14 protein-coding genes are annotated in these 16754 nt (G+C 74.2%); 3 read left to right on the forward strand and 11 right to left on the reverse strand.

Annotated features, from left to right (window positions below):
- Nucleotides 1-127: 127 nt before the first annotated feature.
- The 5 genes from AQJ11_RS19060 to AQJ11_RS19080 all read right to left on the reverse strand — a co-directional run bounded on the left by AQJ11_RS19060 (nt 128) and on the right by AQJ11_RS19080 (nt 7377).
- Nucleotides 128-751, reverse strand: a complete 624-nt coding sequence (locus AQJ11_RS19060) for a GntR family transcriptional regulator (RefSeq protein WP_014672265.1) — start codon at nt 749-751, stop codon at nt 128-130.
- A 173-nt stretch (nt 752-924) separates the two neighbouring features.
- Nucleotides 925-2769: a 2-oxoglutarate dehydrogenase, E2 component, dihydrolipoamide succinyltransferase gene (gene sucB / locus AQJ11_RS19065; protein ID WP_059263838.1), complete on the reverse strand. Its 1845-nt coding sequence runs from the start codon at nt 2767-2769 to the stop codon at nt 925-927.
- A gap of 61 nt (nt 2770-2830) precedes the next feature.
- Nucleotides 2831-4219: a dihydrolipoyl dehydrogenase gene (gene lpdA, locus AQJ11_RS19070; RefSeq protein WP_014672263.1), complete on the reverse strand. Its 1389-nt coding sequence runs from the start codon at nt 4217-4219 to the stop codon at nt 2831-2833.
- A gap of 492 nt (nt 4220-4711) precedes the next feature.
- A complete protein-coding gene (locus AQJ11_RS19075; protein ID WP_059263839.1) occupies nt 4712-6283 on the reverse strand; it encodes a leucyl aminopeptidase in 1572 nt (523 codons plus the stop codon).
- A 272-nt stretch (nt 6284-6555) separates the two neighbouring features.
- A complete protein-coding gene (locus AQJ11_RS19080; RefSeq protein WP_059263840.1) occupies nt 6556-7377 on the reverse strand; it encodes an adenosylcobinamide-GDP ribazoletransferase in 822 nt (273 codons plus the stop codon).
- A gap of 295 nt (nt 7378-7672) precedes the next feature.
- On the opposite strand from AQJ11_RS19080, the gene AQJ11_RS19085 reads away from it, so the two are divergent.
- Nucleotides 7673-8437 carry a hypothetical protein gene (locus AQJ11_RS19085; protein WP_059263841.1) on the forward strand — a complete coding sequence of 255 codons (765 nt, stop codon included), beginning with the start codon at nt 7673-7675 and terminating at the stop codon, nt 8435-8437.
- Here the strand turns inward: AQJ11_RS19085 and AQJ11_RS50395 are convergent.
- The 3 genes from AQJ11_RS50395 to cobT all read right to left on the reverse strand — a co-directional run bounded on the left by AQJ11_RS50395 (nt 8377) and on the right by cobT (nt 12126).
- Nucleotides 8377-9111: a hypothetical protein gene (locus AQJ11_RS50395; protein ID WP_059264029.1), complete on the reverse strand. Its 735-nt coding sequence runs from the start codon at nt 9109-9111 to the stop codon at nt 8377-8379. The genes AQJ11_RS19085 and AQJ11_RS50395 overlap by 61 nt on opposite strands.
- 70 nt (nt 9112-9181) lie before the next feature.
- Nucleotides 9182-10978: a phosphatidylglycerol lysyltransferase domain-containing protein gene (locus AQJ11_RS19095; protein ID WP_059263842.1), complete on the reverse strand. Its 1797-nt coding sequence runs from the start codon at nt 10976-10978 to the stop codon at nt 9182-9184.
- A gap of 65 nt (nt 10979-11043) precedes the next feature.
- Complete coding sequence (cobT, locus tag AQJ11_RS19100) at nt 11044-12126, reverse strand: nicotinate-nucleotide--dimethylbenzimidazole phosphoribosyltransferase (protein WP_059263843.1); 1083 nt, start codon at nt 12124-12126, stop codon at nt 11044-11046.
- 134 nt (nt 12127-12260) lie between these two features.
- Between cobT and AQJ11_RS19105 the strand changes: the two genes are divergently transcribed.
- Complete coding sequence (locus AQJ11_RS19105; RefSeq protein ID WP_058080258.1) at nt 12261-13244, forward strand: class I SAM-dependent methyltransferase; 984 nt, start codon at nt 12261-12263, stop codon at nt 13242-13244.
- 41 nt (nt 13245-13285) lie between these two features.
- Here AQJ11_RS19105 and AQJ11_RS19110 read toward each other — a convergent pair whose 3' ends face one another.
- Nucleotides 13286-14488, reverse strand: a complete 1203-nt coding sequence (locus tag AQJ11_RS19110) for a bifunctional adenosylcobinamide kinase/adenosylcobinamide-phosphate guanylyltransferase (RefSeq protein ID WP_014672256.1) — start codon at nt 14486-14488, stop codon at nt 13286-13288.
- A gap of 127 nt (nt 14489-14615) precedes the next feature.
- Here AQJ11_RS19110 and AQJ11_RS19115 point away from each other — a divergent pair, with 127 nt between their 5' ends.
- Nucleotides 14616-14825 (forward strand): hypothetical protein, encoded by a 210-nt coding sequence (locus AQJ11_RS19115; RefSeq protein WP_014672255.1) that lies wholly within the window; start codon nt 14616-14618, stop codon nt 14823-14825.
- Nucleotides 14826-14861: 36 nt separating this feature from the next.
- Here the strand turns inward: AQJ11_RS19115 and AQJ11_RS19120 are convergent, their stop codons facing one another.
- Both AQJ11_RS19120 and AQJ11_RS19125 read right to left on the reverse strand, forming a co-directional pair.
- Nucleotides 14862-15941 carry a S1C family serine protease gene (locus AQJ11_RS19120; protein ID WP_059263844.1) on the reverse strand — a complete coding sequence of 360 codons (1080 nt, stop codon included), beginning with the start codon at nt 15939-15941 and terminating at the stop codon, nt 14862-14864.
- Nucleotides 15942-15997: 56 nt separating this feature from the next.
- A complete protein-coding gene (locus tag AQJ11_RS19125) occupies nt 15998-16735 on the reverse strand; it encodes a class I SAM-dependent methyltransferase (RefSeq protein ID WP_059263845.1) in 738 nt (245 codons plus the stop codon).
- Between the last annotated feature and the right edge of the window lie 19 nt (nt 16736-16754).

Consider the following 16754-nt stretch of genomic DNA (forward strand, 5'->3'; position numbering starts at 1 on the left):
GATCAAAGGGTTGAGGGCCAAAACCTCTTGATTTGGAGAAAGTCGGCACGCGGTGCCTTGGGCGATGGCACCCGGTGACGTGGAAATGCCGAGTTTTCGCAGGTGAGCGTGGGGGTGCTCGACTGGGTCACGCGCGCGGGGCGCACCCCAGCACATGGGCCTTCACCAGCTCGGCGATCCGGGGGTCCCGGCGCTTGAACGCTTGGACCAGCTCCTCGTGCTCCTCCGCGTACGACTGCTGCACGGTGCCCAGCCAGCGGATGGACAGTGCCGTGAACACCTCGATGCCGAGGCCCTCCCAGGTGTGCAGCAGCACCGAGTTGCAGGCCGCGCGGACCAGCTCCCGGTGGAAGCCGACCGTGTGCCGTACCTGCGCCGTGCCGTCCGCCTCCCGGTCGGCCTCGTACAGCGCCAGGACGTGCGGCTCCAGCGCCGAGCAGTCCTCCGCGAGGCGGTCGGCCGCCAGCTCGGCCGCGATGGCCTCCAGACCGGCCCGGACCGGGTAGCTCTCTTCCAGGTCCGCCGCCGTCAGGTTCCGCACCCGGACGCCCTTGTTGGGGGCCGACTCGATCAGGCGCAGGGACTCCAGCTCGCGCAGGGCCTCGCGGACCGGGGTCTGGCTGACTTCCAGCTCGGTGGCGATCCGGCGCTCCACGATGCGCTCGCCCGGCTGCCAGCGCCCGCTGACGATCCCCTCCACGATGTGCTCGCGGATCTGCTCGCGCAGCGAGTGGACGACGGGCGCGGTCATGAGGGCTCCTTAGGGAGGGCTGACGTTTAGACAATACGGCCGGTTCGCTCCGCGGGTAGTCGCGTCGGGGTGCTGTGGTGCAGGTGAGACGAGGCTTACACGCTGCGTATGACGACAAACACGAACACCCCGCCCGGAGAGGTTCCGGACGGGGTGTTCGAGCAGGACAAGCCTTACAGGCCGAGCTCGACCTCGAACTCGCCCGCCTCCAGGATCGCCTTGACCGCCGTCAGGTAACGGGCCGCGTCGGCGCCGTCGACCAGGCGGTGGTCGTAGGAGAGGGTCAGGTAGGTCATGTCGCGGACGCCGATGACCGTGCCCTCCTCGGTCTCGATGACGGCCGGACGCTTGACCGTGGCACCGATGCCGAGGATCGCGACCTGGCCCGGCGGCACGATGATCGTGTCGAACAGCGCGCCGCGCGAACCGGTGTTGGAGATGGTGAAGGTCGCGCCGGACAGCTCGTCCGGGGTGATCTTGCTGGCCCGGACCTTGCCCGCCAGCTCGGCCGTGGCCTTGGCGATGCCCGCGATGTTGAGGTCGCCGGCGTGCTTGATGACCGGGGTCATCAGGCCCTTCTCGGAGTCCACCGCGATACCGATGTTCTCGGTGTCGAAGTAGGTGATGGTCCCCTCGGCCTCGTTGATCTTGGCGTTGATGACCGGGTGGGCCTTCAGCGCCTGGGCGGCGGCCTTGACGAAGAACGGCATCGGGGAGAGCTTGACGCCCTCGCGGGCCGCGAAGGAGTCCTTCGCCTTGGCACGCAGCTTCATCAGGCGGGTGACGTCGACCTCGACGACCGACGACAGCTGGGCCTGCTCGTGCAGCGCCTTGACCATGTTGTCGCCGATGACCTTGCGGATGCGCGGCATCTTGACGGTCTGGCCGCGCAGCGGGGAGACCTCCAGCGCCGGGGCCTTCCTGGCGGCGGCCGGGGCGGCGGCAGCGGCCGGAGCCGGAGCCGGGGCAGCGGCGGCGGCCTTCGCGGCCTCGGCGGCGGCGATGACGTCCTGCTTGCGGATACGGCCGCCGACGCCGGTGCCCTTGACGGTGGCCAGGTCGACGCCGTTCTCGGCGGCGAGCTTGCGCACCAGCGGGGTGACGTACGCGCCCTCGTCCGTCGCCTGGGTGGCGGTCGGGGAGGTCGGGGCGGTGGCCGGGGTGACCGGAGCCGGGGCGGGCGCCGGTGCGGGGGCCGGGGCAGCGGCGACGGGCGCCGGGGCCGGAGCGGCGGGGGCCGGGGCCGGAGCGGCGGGGGCCGGAGCCGGGGCGGCAGCCGGGGCGGGCGCGGGCGCCGGGGCGGCAGCCGGGGCCGGGGCCGGGGCGGCGGCCGGGGCCGGGGCGGCAGGCGCCGGAGCGGCGGCCGGGGCGGCACCCGGAGCGCCGATGACGGCGAGCTTGGCGCCGACCTCGGCGGTCTCGTCCTCGCCGACCACGATCTCCAGCAGCACGCCCGAGGTGGGCGCCGGGATCTCGGTGTCGACCTTGTCCGTGGAGACTTCGAGCAGCGGCTCGTCGGCCTCGACGCTGTCGCCGACCGACTTCAGCCAGCGGGTGACGGTGCCCTCGGTGACGGACTCGCCGAGCGCGGGCAGGACCACGTCCGTGCCCTCGGCGCCACCGGCGGGGGCGGCCTCGGCGGCGGGGGCGGGAGCCGGGGCGGCCGGGGCCTCGGCGACCGGGGCCGGCTCGGCGACCGGGGCCGGGGCCGGCTCGGCGGCCGGAGCCGGGGCGGGGGCCTCGGCGGCGGCGGGGGCCGGGGCGGCGGCCGGGGCACCCGTGCCGTCGTCGATCAGGGCCAGCTCGGCGCCGACCTCGACCGTCTCGTCCTCGGCGACCTTGATGGAGGCCAGCACGCCGGAGGCCGGGGCCGGGATCTCGGTGTCGACCTTGTCGGTCGAGACTTCGAGCAGCGGCTCGTCGGCCTCGACGCGTTCGCCCTCGGCCTTCAGCCAGCGGGTGACAGTGCCCTCGGTGACGCTCTCACCGAGCGCCGGAAGGGTTACGGAAACCGCCATGGTTTCGGTTGCTCCTAACGAATTGCGGAAGTCTGTGTCGTCGCGCCCGTTGACCGAAGGCTCAGTCGTGGGAGTGCAGCGGCTTGCCGGCCAGGGCCAGGTGGGCCTCGCCGAGCGCCTCGTTCTGCGTCGGGTGGGCGTGGATGAGCTGGGCGACCTCGGCCGGCAGCGCCTCCCAGTTGTAGATCAGCTGGGCCTCGCCGACCTGCTCGCCCATGCGGTCGCCGACCATGTGGACGCCGACGACGGCACCGTCCTTGACCTGGACGAGCTTGATCTCGCCCGCGGTCTTCAGGATCTTGCTCTTTCCGTTGCCCGCCAGGTTGTACTTCAGAGCGACGACCTTGTCCGCGCCGTAGATCTCCTTGGCCTTGGCCTCGGTGATACCGACGGAGGCGACCTCCGGCTGGCAGTAGGTCACCCGGGGAACACCGTCGTAGTCGACCGGGACGACCTTCAGACCGGCCAGGCGCTCCGCCACCAGGATGCCCTCGGCGAAACCGACGTGCGCGAGCTGGAGCGTCGGGACGAGGTCACCGACGGCGGAGATGGTCGGGACGTTGGTGCGCATGTACTCGTCGACGAGGACGTAGCCGCGGTCCATGGCGACCCCGGCCTCCTCGTAGCCCAGGCCCTGCGAGACCGGGCCGCGGCCGACGGCCACCAGCAGGACCTCGGCCTCGAACTCCTTGCCGTCGGCCAGGGTGACCTTCACACCGTCCTGGGTGTACTCGGCCTTCTGGAAGAAGGTGCCCAGGTTGAACTTGATGCCGCGCTTGCGGAACGCGCGCTCAAGAAGCTTCGAGCTGTTCTCGTCCTCGACCGGGACGAGGTGCTTCAGGCCCTCGATGATCGTGACGTCGGCACCGAAGGACTTCCACGCCGAGGCGAACTCGACGCCGATGACACCGCCGCCCAGGATGATCGCGGACTTCGGCACGCGGTCCAGGACGAGGGCGTGGTCGGAGGAGATGATGCGGTTGCCGTCGATCTCCAGGCCCGGCAGCGACTTCGGCACGGAGCCGGTCGCCAGCAGGACGTGACGGCCCTGGATGCGCTGGCCGTTGACATCGACGGAGGTCGGGGAGGACAGGTAGCCCTCACCCTCGATGTAGGTCACCTTGCGGGAGGCGATGAGCCCCTGGAGACCCTTGTACAGACCCGAGACGACGTCGTCCTTGTACTTGTGGACGGCCGGGACGTCGATGCCCTCGAAGGTGGCCTTCACGCCGAACTGCTCGCTCTCGCGGGCCTGGTCGGCGACCTCGCCCGCGTGCAGCAGGGCCTTGGTGGGGATGCAGCCCCGGTGCAGGCAGGTGCCGCCGACCTTGTCCTTCTCGATCAGGGCGACGTCCAGGCCCAGCTGCGCCCCGCGCAGGGCCGCGGCGTAACCACCGCTACCACCGCCGAGGATCACTAGGTCGAAAACGGTGCTGGCGTCGTTCGCCACGTCACGTCCTCCATGCATGTGCGCCGTACGCCGGTCTCCGATGACCGGCTGGCGGCTGGTGTCCGGCCGCTTGATGCTTCGGCCCTTCGGTGGGGGCCCTGTCCTGCCGGGCTCCATCTTCGCACTTGTCGGAGGCGATCGAGACGCGGGGCCGGTGTGTGAGACGTCCCACGTTCACCGGGGAACGAGGGCGCGCCGGGGCAGGGGGGCGCGCGGCGGCCGGCCCGAGGGGCGCGGGGCTGTGCCGATGTGCGGCTCCGCCGCGGGCGCGACCAGCCCCCACGCCCCGCCCCCGCCGTCCTACGGACGGGACCGGCCGGTGGGCGACCGCCAGGGCCTCTCGTTCGGATCATGCCGGGCTCGCGGGGTCTGGCACCGCGCCTCGCCGCGTTGTCGTCGGTTGCCATGGCTCCGCCATGGCGCCCTCCTCCGCCTTGCGATGCACGGCACCGGACCCCGCTCCCTGATCCGGCCTGATCCGAACGAAAGACCCTAGCCCAGGTCACCCGCGGCGGTCAGCTCCGCGAGACGGACCAGCGTGCGCACCGCCGACCCGGTGCCGCCCTTCGGCGTGTACCCGAAGGGGCCGCCCTCGTTGAACGCCGGGCCGGCGATGTCGAGGTGCGCCCACGTGATCCCCTCGCCGACGAACTCGCGCAGGAAGAGCCCGGCGACGAGGCCGCCGCCCATCCGCTCGCCCATGTTCGCGATGTCGGCCACGGACGACTCCATGCCCTTGCGCAGGTGCTCCGGCAGCGGCATCGGCCAGGCCGGCTCGCCGACCTCCTCCGCCGCCTCGTGCACCGCGGAGCGGAACGCGTCGTCGTTGGCCATCACACCGAACGTCCGGCTGCCCAGCGCCAGCATCATCGCGCCGGTCAGCGTGGCCACGTCCACGATCGCGTCCGGGTTCTCCTGGGAGGCCGCCCACAGCGCGTCGCCGAGCACCAGCCGGCCCTCGGCGTCGGTGTTGAGCACCTCGACCGTCTTGCCGCTGTACATGCGCAGCACGTCACCCGGGCGCACGGCGGAGCCGGACGGCATGTTCTCGGCCAGCGCCAGCCAGCCGGTGACATTGACCTGGAGGCCGAGGCGCGCGGCGGCGACGACCGCGGCGAACACGGCGGCGGCACCGCTCATGTCGCACTTCATCGTCTCGTTGTGCCCGGCCGGCTTCAGCGAGATGCCGCCCGAGTCGTAGGTGATGCCCTTGCCGACGAAGGCCAGGTGCTTCTCCGCCTTCGGGTGCGTGTACGACAGCTTCACCAGACGGGGGGTGGCCGCGGAGCCGCCGCCGACGCCGAGGATGCCGCCGTAGCCGCCCTTGACGAGGGCCTTGTCGTCGAGCACCTGCACCTTGATGCCGTGCTCCTTGGCCGCGGCCTGCGCGATGGCGGCGAAGGAGGCGGGGGTGAGGTCGTTCGGCGGGGTGTTGATCAGGTCGCGGGCGCGGTTCAGCTCCTCGCAGACCGCGACCGCGCGGGCGACCGCGCCCTTGTGGGCGGCGTCGCGCGGCTTGCCGCCGAGCAGCGCGGCCTCGGCCAGCGGCGCCTTGCCGTTCCTGGCCTTGCCGTTGCCGGCGTTCTGGGCGTCGCCCTTGTACGTGTCGAAGGAGTAGGCGCCGAGCAGGATGCCCTCGCTGATCGCGCCGATCGCGCCGGGGCTGTCGACGGGCAGCGCGAACGCGGCCTTCTTCGATCCGGTGAGCGCGCGGGCGGCCACGCCGGCGGCCTTGCGCAGTGCCTCGGCGTCGTAGCCGGGGCCGCCGTCCTCGCCGTCCTCGCCGTCCTCGCCGTCCTTGTCGGCGGGCTGCGCGCCGAGGCCCACCGCCACCACGAGCGGGGCCTTGAAGCCGGCCGGCGCGGGCAGCTTCGTCAGCTCGCCCTCGGCACCCGAGGCGCCGAGGGTCTCCAGGACGCCGGCCAGCTTGCCGTCGTACGCCTTGTCCACGGCCTCGGCGCCCGGCGCGACGACGGGCCCCTGGGCGCCCTTGGCGACACCGATCACGATCGCGTCGGCCCGCAGGCCGGGCGCCGCGGCGGTGCTGAGAGTCAGAGCAGTCACGGTGGTGAAATCTCGCTTCCGATGTGAAGTTCGCTGTGGCCGATGTGGGGTGGGTCGACCGGGCCCGGGAGCCGACCCTAGGCCCAGGGCTGGGCACTGGTGACCACCGGGGCCTTCACCCTGTCGGCGAACACCCGTGACGAGACTACGCCCGTTGCCGACCCGCCCCGAAGGGGCGCGGGCCGTGGCCGGTGCGCGCCACCGCCGCGGGCACGACCTGCCACGACGGACCCGGGGCCGCCGCGGGACGTACGGTCCCGGACCGGAGGGCGCTAACGGCCGAGGGCCAGCACCACCAGTGCCGTGACCGCGGCCGTCTCCGCGACCGCGCCGAACACATCGCCGGTGACCCCGCCGAACCTGCGGACGCACCTGCGCAGCAGCAGGTCGGCGACGGCGACGGCGGCGGCCACGGCGAGGGCGGTGCGCAAGCCGTCGTACCCGCCGAGGCCGGCGCCCGCCGCCCCGGCCGCCGCCACGACGGCGAACGCCACGGCCAGTGCCGTGCCCTTCGGGACCACCCCGGCCACCGCCGCCCCCAGCCCCTCCGGGCGGGCCGCCGGCACTCCGGCGCGGGCGGCCAGGGTGAGCGCCAGCCGGGCCGCGACCGCCGACACCACGGCCGCCACGGCGCCCCGGGCCCAGGAGTCGCCGTAGAGCTGTGCCAGTACGGCGACCTGGGCGAGCAGCACCAGGACGAGGGTGAGCACCCCGAACGGCCCGATGTCCGACTGCTTCATGATCCGCAGCGCGTCCTCGGCCGGCTTGCCGCTGCCCAGCCCGTCGGCGGTGTCGGCGAGCCCGTCGAGGTGCAGCCCGCGGGTCAGTGCGGCCGGTACGGCGGCCGAGGCGACGGCGGCGAGCAGCGGGCCGGCGCCGAGGAGGAGCAGCAGCAGGCCGAGCCCGGCCGCGCACCCGCCGACGACCAGCCCGGCCACCGGCGCGCACACCATGCCCCCGCGCGCGGCCCCCCGGTCCCAGCGGTGCACCCGGACGGGCAGCACGGTGAGCGTGCCGAAGGCGAACCGGAGTCCGTCCCGGAGGGAGGACGGAGCGGACGCGGGGGACGGGGAGGAGGGCGAGGACGTGACCACCGGCGCAGGGTATCCGCCGCCTGCCCCGCTTCCCACCGCGCGCCCGCCCACCCGGCGCCCGGACCCTGGGGTCGCGTCCGGCGCCCGGCCCTGGCAGGCCCGTCCAGCGGCCGGACCTCACCCCGGCTGCCAACCGCTTCCCGGGGCCCCACCCCGGCCGCCCCGGGTTGTGTCCGGCGGCCGGACCTCCCTGGCCTCACCCCGGCCACCAGCGGCCTCCCGAGCTCCACCCGGCCGCCGGCCCCCGGCCCCCCGCGCGCCCCTTCCCCGGGCCCCGGGGGGATAAAGTGCGCACATGGGGCACTGGTGGGTGCGGAACATCGTCGAGCCGGGGAAGCTCCCGCTGTTGCTGGCCCTCGCCTCCTTCGTGCTGACCTTCGTCGTGACCCGGGTCATCACCCGGCTGATCCGGGCGGGCAGGGGCCCGTTCGGCAACGTCAGGGCGGGCGGGCTGCACATCCACCACGTCGTCCCCGGGGTCGTCCTCACCGTCGTCGGCGGCTTCGGCGCGGTGGCCAGTGACCGCCACGGTGCCGGCGGGGTCGTCTCGGCCGTGCTGTTCGGCATGGGCGCGGGCCTGGTCCTGGACGAGTTCGCGCTGATCCTGCACCTGGACGACGTCTACTGGACCGAGGAGGGCCGCAAGAGCGTCGAGGTCGTCGTGCTCACCGCCGCGCTGGTCGGCCTGCTGCTCGCCGGCTTCGTCCCGTTCGGCGTCAACGACCTCTCCCGGCAGGAGCTGGCCGACCGCGGCACGGTCATCTCCAACATCGTCGCGAACTTCCTCCTCTCCCTCGTCGCCCTGCACAAGGGCAAGGCCCGCACCGCGCTCTTCGGGGTGATCGTGCCGCTGGTCGCGCTCGTCGGCGCGGTCCGGCTCGCCCGCCCCGGCTCCCCGTGGGCCCGCCGCTTCTACGGCCGCCGTCCCCGCGCCCGTGCCAGGGCCGCCCTGCGCGTCTACCGGCACGACCGCCGCTGGGCGCGGCCGAGCCGCGCCGTTCAGGACTGGATCGGCGGCAAGCCCGACCCCCGCCCGGTGCGCCTGCCCGGCCACCGCTGACCACGGGCGCCACTCGCCAGGGGCGTCCCGCGGTGCCGCGCCGCCGCCAGCAGGCACAGCAGCCCCACGGCCATCAGCGCGGCCAGATGCTCCTTGCCCGCCAGGTTCTCCTTGAGCAGCACCTCGACGACCATCGCCAGCGTCACCGCGCCCGCCGTCGCGTAGGCGCCGTACCGCCAGCTCACGAACACCGCGAGCCCCACCACGGCCGCCGAGGGGCCGGTGTCCACCACCTGCCCGTCGGTCCACGGCAGCCCGAACGGGGCGTGCGCGCCCAGGGTGATGCCGAGGCGCGCGTACAGGGTTCCGGCGAGCGTGGCGACGTAGGCGATGGTCAGCGTCCGCCACCAGCCCAGGCACAGCTCGGCGATCCCGAACACCAGCAGGACCTGCGCCAGCGCCCCCCACACCGGCAGGTCCAGCGCGGGCACGAACAGCGACAGGGGGGTGCGCAGCAGGGCGAGCCACAGCGGGTCGTCGGCCCGTACGGCACCCAGGTCCTGCACCAGTCGGTACCCCCACGGCTGGTTCTGCACGTACTGGAGGAACGCCGTCAGGCCCACCGCCGCGGCCGTCAACGGGGCCGCCGCCGGGCCCTGTCGGCGCAGGGGCCCGCGCACGGCGGCGTACAGCGGCCCCCACTCGGCACGGGCCCAGCGGGCCGGCGTCCTCATCGGACGCCCCTCCTCGAACGTTCCCCCGCCGAGCGTCGTGGCCATCGAGCGTTCCCCCGTCGTGCGTGTCTCATCGGTGCGTGCCCAGGTGCCTGCGATACAGCCACCTGGGCAGCCCCGGCGCCTCCAGGAACCCCTCCGCCCGCGCCGACGCGAGGCCGATGCGCGGGAGGTCCGCGCTCTTCTCGAAGAGCAGGAACCGCGGCTCCCAGATGGGCCGGTACTTGGCGTTGGCGCGGTACAGCGACTCGATCTGCCACCAGCGCGAGAAGAAGCTGAGCAGCGACCGCCACAGCCTCAGCACCGGTCCGGCGCCGAGGCGCGCGCCACGTTCGAAGACCGATCTGAACATCGCGAAGTTGAGTGAGACCTGCGTGATCCCGATCTCGTCGGCCCGCCGCAGCAGCTCGATGACCATGAACTCCATCAGCCCGTTGTCGGAGTCCCGGTCCCGCCGCATCAGGTCCAGGGACAGCCCGTGCGGCCCCCACGGCACGAAGGACAGCAGCGCCCGCAGCCGCCCCTCGGCGTCCGTGCACTCCAGCATCACGCACCGGCCGTCCCCGGGGTCCCCGAGCCGGCCGAGCGCCATGCTGAAGCCGCGCTCGGTGGCGCCGTCGCGCCAGTCGTCGGCACGCTCGACCAGACGCGCCATCTCCTGGGCCGGGATGTCCTCGTGCCGCCGGACGCGCACCCGGTACCCGGCCCGCTTCACCCGGTTGTAGGCCTGCCGGACGGTGCGCATCGCCCGGCCCTCCAGCGTGAAGTCGGCGACCTCCACGACCGCCTCGTCCCCGAGCTCCAGGGCGTCCAGACCGTGCCGGGAGTAGACCGTCCCGGCCTCCTCGCCCGCCCCCATGACCGCCGGGATCCAGCCGTGCGCCCGCGCCTGGGCGAGCCACGGGGCGATCGCCCCCGGCCAGGCCTCGGGGTCCCCGATCGGGTCCCCGGACGCGAGGCTCACCCCGCCGACCACCCGGTAGGCGACGGCGGCCTTCCCGGTCGGCGACCACACCACGCTCTTCTCCCGGCGCAGCGCGAAGTAGCCGAGCGAGTCGCGGTCGCCGTGCCGCTCCAGCAGTTCGCGCAGCCGCTTCTCGTCGTCCCCGGTGAGCGGGTCGACGGCCCGCCGGGACCGGAAGGCGGCGTAGAACACGGCGAGCACGAGGGCCGTACTGAGCACATTGATCGCCACGTTGGCCCAGTTGGGCGGGTCGATCCCGGGGAAGTGGGACTCCTCGGCCGCCACCGACACCAGGCGCAGGGCGCCGTAGTGCCAGCGCTCCGGGAACGTGGACCGGGCCGCGTCCGGTGCCTGGTTCGTCACCGTCACCAGCAGCCCGGCCAGCAGGCTCGCCACCAGCCCGCCGCCGACGGCCACGGTGGCCGCGAGCCGGGGGTTGGACCGGTCGCCCTTGGCGTAGAACTCCCGGCGGCCGGCGAGCAGCGCCCCGACGAAGGCGGCGGTCAGGGCGAGGGAGATCCAGTTCTGCGGGTACCGCCGGATCTCCGGGAACGCCATGGCGAACGCGAACAGCGCCAGGAACAGCCCGCTCATCACGAGGTTGAGGATCCACGCGGCCCGCTTGCGGCGCCGCATGGTGATCGCGAGGAAGGCGGTGAACACACCGGAGGCGAAGCCGGCCGTCAGCAGGTACGGCGTGAAGAAGTCGTCCTGGTTGTGCCGGCGCACGTCCTGGCCGAGCGAGACCCACACCGCGCTGAGGAAGTTGACGAAGGCGACGGTCCGCAGGTACCAGACGGCGAACGCGGCGGCCCGCCGGGAAGCCCCGGTGGACCGCCGCGCCCGGCCACCCGTCCGCGCCGCCTCGGCTCGCTGCTCCACGGCAATTCGGACATCTCCCATGGTGCAGGATCATATGGGCGCGGCTCCGGCGAACCGCACTTTTCAGCCCGTCGGCGGCCTCGGCCTCACACGCCCTGCTCTTCCTCCGACTCCTCCTCGGCCGCCGGGCGCTCGGGAAGCTCCGCCGCCAGCGCGGCGGCGCTCAGCACCAGCGGCAGCGCCAGCAGCGCGCCGACGCCCTCGCCGACCCTCACCCCCTGCTCCAGCAGCGGCTCCAGGGCCATCCGGTCCAGCGCCTTCGCCTGGCCCGGCTCCCCGCTGTCGTGCCCGGCCAGCCACCAGTCCGGCGCCCGGAACGCGACCCGCTGCGCGACCAGGGCGCACGCGGCGGCCACGACCCCGTCGAGGATCACCGGCAGCTTCCGCACCGCGCACTGCAACAGGAACCCGGTCATCGCCGCCAGGTCCGCCCCGCCCACGGTCGCCAGCAGCTGCAACTGGTCCCCGAGCACCGGCCGGGCCCGCCGCAGCGCGTCCCGGATCGCCGCGCACTTGCGCATCCACGCCAGGTCGTCGATCGCCTCCCCGCCGCGCCCGGTCACCACGGACGCGTCGGTCCCGCACAGCGCCGCGACCAGCACCGCCGCCGCCGTGGTCCCGCCCACGCTGACATCGCCGAGCACCACCAGATCGGTCCCGGAGTCGGCCTCCTCGTCGGCGACCGCGACACCCGCCCGCAGCGCGGCCTCGGTCTCCTCCGGGGTGAGCGCGTCCTCCACGTCGATACGGCCGCTGCCCCGCCGCACCCGGTGCCGCACCACGTCCTTGGGGAAGGCGTCCGGGTCGCAGTCCAGGGCCATGTCCACGACCCGTACGGGCACCTCCAGCCGGCGCGCGAGCACGGCCACCGGGCTCGCGCCCTCCAGCACCGCCCGCACCAGGTGCTCCGCACCGCCCGCGGGCCGCGCCGACACGCCCAGCTCCGCGACGCCGTGGTCGCCGGCGAACAGCACCACCCGGGGGCGCTCGACCGGCCGCACCGGCACGGTGCCGCGCGCGGCGGCCAGCCACTCGCCCAGCTCGTCCAGGCGGCCCAGCGCTCCCGGCGGCACGATCTGGCGCTCCCGCCGGGCCTCGGCGTCACGGCGTACGCCCCCGTCCGGGCGCTCGATCAGATCGGTGAAGTCGTCCAGATTAAGGCTGCTCATTCGCCGAACAGTACCGCCAGCGGACGAACACGCCCGCGCCACATCGCCACCACACCCCCACGACGTCTTTGCACCTCAGGGCGTGATCCCATACGTTCCGGTTTGCCGCGGAATGTCGCACAGGGAGCACGCCCATGCCGACCTCGCCCCTCACCCCGCAGATCACCACCCCCCACGACCCCTTCCAGGAGCCCCGCCGCGAGGACTGCCCCTGGTGTGGCTCCCCCCGCCTGCGCACCCGGCTGCGCGCGCCCGACCCGCTGCGGCACCGGTCGGGCAGGTTCGTCCTCGACGCGTGCCGGGACTGCGGCCACGCCTTCCAGAACCCCCGGCTCAGCGCGGAGGGGCTCGCCTTCTTCCACCGCGACTTCTACGAAAGACACCTGGAGGAGTTCGCCGCGCGGATCCTGCCCGCCCGGGCCGTGCGCCGCCGGCACCGCGCCACCGCCTGGCGGCTGTCCGCGCTGCGGGAACCGGAGAGCTGGCTGGACGTCGGCACCGGCCACGCCCGCTTCCCCGAGGCGGCGAAGGAGTTCTTCCCCTACACCAGCTTCGACGGGCTGGACCCGACGGCCCGGGTGGAGCAGGCGCTGCTGGAGGGCCGCGTGGAGGAGGCGCACCGCGGTTACCTCACGACCCCCGGCACGGCGGCCCGCCTGCGCGCCCGCTACGACGTCGTCACCATGTTCCACCACCTTCAGCACGCGCCCGACCCGCGCGCCGAACTGCGCGCCGCGCTGACCGTGCTGCGGCGCGGCGGCCACCTGGTCGTCGAAGTCCCCGACCCCCGCTGCCTGTTCGCCGCGCTGCTGGGCAGGTGGTGGCTGCCCTACGGCCAGCCGCGCCATCTGCACCTGGTGCCGCTCGCCAACCTCCGTGCCGAACTGCGCTCCCTGGGCTGCACCATCCTGGTCACGGACCGCACGAGCCCGCATGTGCCGTACGACCTCTCGGCGGCCGTCGCCCTCGCCGTGGCCCAGGCCCACCCGGTCGTCCAACTCGCCGCGATCCCCGTCCAGGCCCTGGCCTCGGCCCTGGACCACGGGTGCGCTCCGCTGCTGCGGCGCACGCGCTTCTCCAACGCGTACCGGGTGGTGGCGCGCAAGGACGGGGGGTGACCGCGGACACCCCGCGCACCTCCGGGCCACCGGGCGCCCCGTCAGCCCCGGAGCACCAGTGCCTGGCCCGCCACGACCAGCAGGACCTGTTCGCACTCGTTCGCGAACGCCGCGTTCAGGCGGCCCAGTTCGTCCCGGTAGCGGCGGCCGGAAGCCGTCGCGGGGACGATGCCGGAGCCGACCTCGTTGGAGACCGCCACCACGGTCCGCCGAGTGCCCCGCACCGCGGCCGTCAGCTCCCGCACCCGCTCCCGCAACGCCTTCTCACCCCCGCCCGCCCACTCCGCGTCGTCCCACGCCCCCACGGAATCCATCACGTCCGTCAGCCACAGCGACAGACAGTCGACCAGCACCGGCGGCCCGTCCTGCGCGAGCACCGGCACCAGGTCCGTCGTCTCCGCCGTACGCCACGACCCCGGCCGCCGCTCCCGGTGCGCGGCCACCCGGGCCGCCCACTCGGTGTCCCCGCCCCGCGTGCCGCCCGTCGCCACGTACAGCACCTCCGGGAACGCCTCCAGCCGCCGCTCCGCCTCCACCGACTTGCCCGAGCGCGCCCCGCCCAGCACCAGCGTCCGCCGCGGCACGTCCGGCACCTCCTCGTACGCCCCCACCACCAGCGTCGTACCGTCCGGCACCGCCCGCGCCCCCGCCGCCGCGAGCCGGCGCCGCAACTCCGGGCCGGGCGGCACATCGTGGTCCAGGTGGACGGCGAGCACATCCGTCGTGGGGCCGACCGAGCCGACCGCGCGGAGCCGGGCGAGCGCGTCGGGACGGCCCACGACGTCCGCGAGGAGCATGTCGTACGACTCCGCCGTCGCCCCCTCCAGCCCCGCCGGCGCCCCGCCCGGCGGCAGGTACAGCAGCCGCTGCCCGTCCGGCCCGGTCACCGCGTACCCGGTGCCGCCCGCGTCCATCGCCACGGCCCGCACCCGGTGCCCCGTCAGCAGCGCCAACTCCCGCCCGTCCGGCACCCGGCCGGGCTGCGGCAGCCCGGCCGGGACCTCCACCGCCGGGCCGTCGTGCGGATGCGACAGCAGCACCTGCCGTACCCCGCCCAGTGACTGCCCGGCGCGGGCCGCCGCGAACGCCGCGCCCGGCGTCAGGTCCAGCAGCAGCGTCCCGTCCACGAGCGCCGCGGTCGCGGCCCGCGCGTCCGGCCCGAGCGCGGTCGCGCACACGGCACAGGAACAGTCGGGGCGGGGCAGTCCCGCCGGGGCGCCGGTACCGAGCAGAGTTACTTCCACGGACCGATTTTCGCCTGCCCCCCGACGTCCCGCGCGACCGGCCACCCGGATGATCCACCGCCTCTAACGGCCGACCCGGCGGAGCGCTTACGCTGCGGGGGCAGGTGTTGGATCAAAGGAGGCCCAGATGACGGCATGGACGTGGCGGTTCGAGAAGGCCGACGGGACGGAGGTCCAGCCGGCGGTGCAGCCCGAGGAGTTCACCACGCAGGGGGATGCCGAGTCCTGGATCGGGGAGCACTGGAAGGCGCTGCTGGAGGGCGGGGCCGACCAGGTGCGGCTGTTCGAGGAGACGGCCGAGATCTACGGGCCGATGAGCCTGCACGCCGAGGCGTGACCCGGCCGTGAACGGGGTGAGGAGGGGCCACCCTCCTCACTGCTCGCCCAGAGTCACCTCGACCGTGTTCTCGGTGCCGTCCCGCTGGTAGGTGACCGTGGTGCGCCGGCCCGGCTTGTCGCCCGCCAGCGCCTCGGCGAGTGAGGTGATCGTGGTGACGGGCCGGTCGCCCACCGCGGTGATGATGTCGCCGGCGCGCAGGCCCGCCCGGTCGGCCGCGCCGCCGGGGCGGACGGTGACCACCGCGACCCCGCTCGGCTGGTAGCGGTCGTCCACGACCGTCCGCGCGGTGATGTCGAGGGCCGCCCGCCCGGACTCGACGACCTTGCCCGTCCGGACGATCTGGTCGGCGACCGTCCGCACCATCGACGACGGGATCGCGAACCCGATGCCGGGCGCCGCGCTGTTCCCGAAGGTCGGGTCGGCCGCCGCGAGCGTCGGAATGCCGATCACCTGCCCCTGGAGACCGACCAGGGCGCCGCCGCTGTTGCCGGGATTGATCGCCGCCGAGGTCTGCACCATGTTCGCGATCGTCGCGCCCGTGCCGCCGCCCGAGTCACCCTCGCTGACGGTCCGTCCGGTCGCCGAGACGATGCCCTCGGTCACGCTGGACGACAGCCCGAGCGGCGACCCCATGGCCAGCACGATCTGGCCGACCTGCACCTTCTCGGAGTCCCCGAACACCGCCGGCTTCAGCCCGTCCGGCACCCTGTCCAGCCGGACCACGGCGAGATCCTGCTCGGGGTAGGAGTAGACCAGGCTCGCGGTGAGCGGTTCCTCGCTGTTGGCCGTGGTCACCTGGAAGGTCTTCTCCGACCCGACCACGTGCGCGTTGGTGACGATGTGCCCCTTGTCGTCGTACACCACCCCGGAGCCCAGGTCCCGGCTCGCCTGGATCTGCACGACCGACGGCAGGACCTCCCGGATCACCTTCTGGTACTGGCTCTGCAAGTCGTTCGCGGCCATCGGCACGGCCGCCCGGGTGGCCGCCGCGGTGTCCCGCCCGGCCTGGGCGGCGGGGGCGGTGCAGCCGGCGGCGAGGGCCGCGCAGCACACCAGCACGGCGGCCGGGACGGCTCTTGCGAGGACCCGCGCGCGGGTACGGGAAGCGTCCATGTCCCGAGTCTCACCGCGTGGTGATCACCCGTCCCGCGCTGTTCCCCCGAACGTGCTCAGCCCCGTACCCCGCACAGGTGCAGCAGCGCCGCCACCCCGCGGTAGGGGTCCGTGCGCCCGGCCCGCTCCTCGACCGCGAGCAGGGTCTCCAGGTCGTCCGGGAGCGCCGCGCCGTCCGCCGCCGTGTCCGTGAAGACCCGGACGCCGTACCAGGCGTGCAGCGGAGCGGCGATGCCGTCGAGCGTGGCGGTGAGAGCCGCCAGCCGGTCGGCCCGCACGTCCGGGCCGGGGCGGAGGGGGGTCGCCCCGTCCGAGTCCGTTCGAGGATGGGGGAGGTAGGAGGTGGTGTCGAAGGCGGCCAGGGCCGAGGACCAGTCCCCGGACAGGCCCGGACGCATGGCGAGCGCGTCGCCGTTGCGCACCAGGAGGGAGAGGAGACCGCCGGGCGCCAGCACCCGGGCCAGCCCCGCCACCAGCGGGTCCGGCTCCTCCACGTACATCAGCACGCCGTGGCACAGCACCACGTCGAAGCTGCCCGGCAGGAAGTGCACCCCGGTGTCCCGCCCGTCGCCCTGCACCAGCCGCACCCGCGCCCGGATGCCCTCCGGCTCCCGGGCCACGGCGTCCCGCGCGGCGGCGACCATCGCCGCGTCCTGCTCGACCCCGGTCACATGGTGGCCGAGCCGGGCCAGCCGCAGCGCCTGCGTGCCCCGGCCCATCCCCACGTCGAGCACCCGCAGCCGCTGCCCGACCGGGAACCGCCCGGCCATCTGCTCGTCGAGCTGCCGGGTCACCAGCTCCTGGCACACGACA

Source organism: Streptomyces corchorusii (assembly GCF_001514055.1).
Lineage (GTDB): Bacteria > Actinomycetota > Actinomycetes > Streptomycetales > Streptomycetaceae > Streptomyces > Streptomyces olivaceoviridis.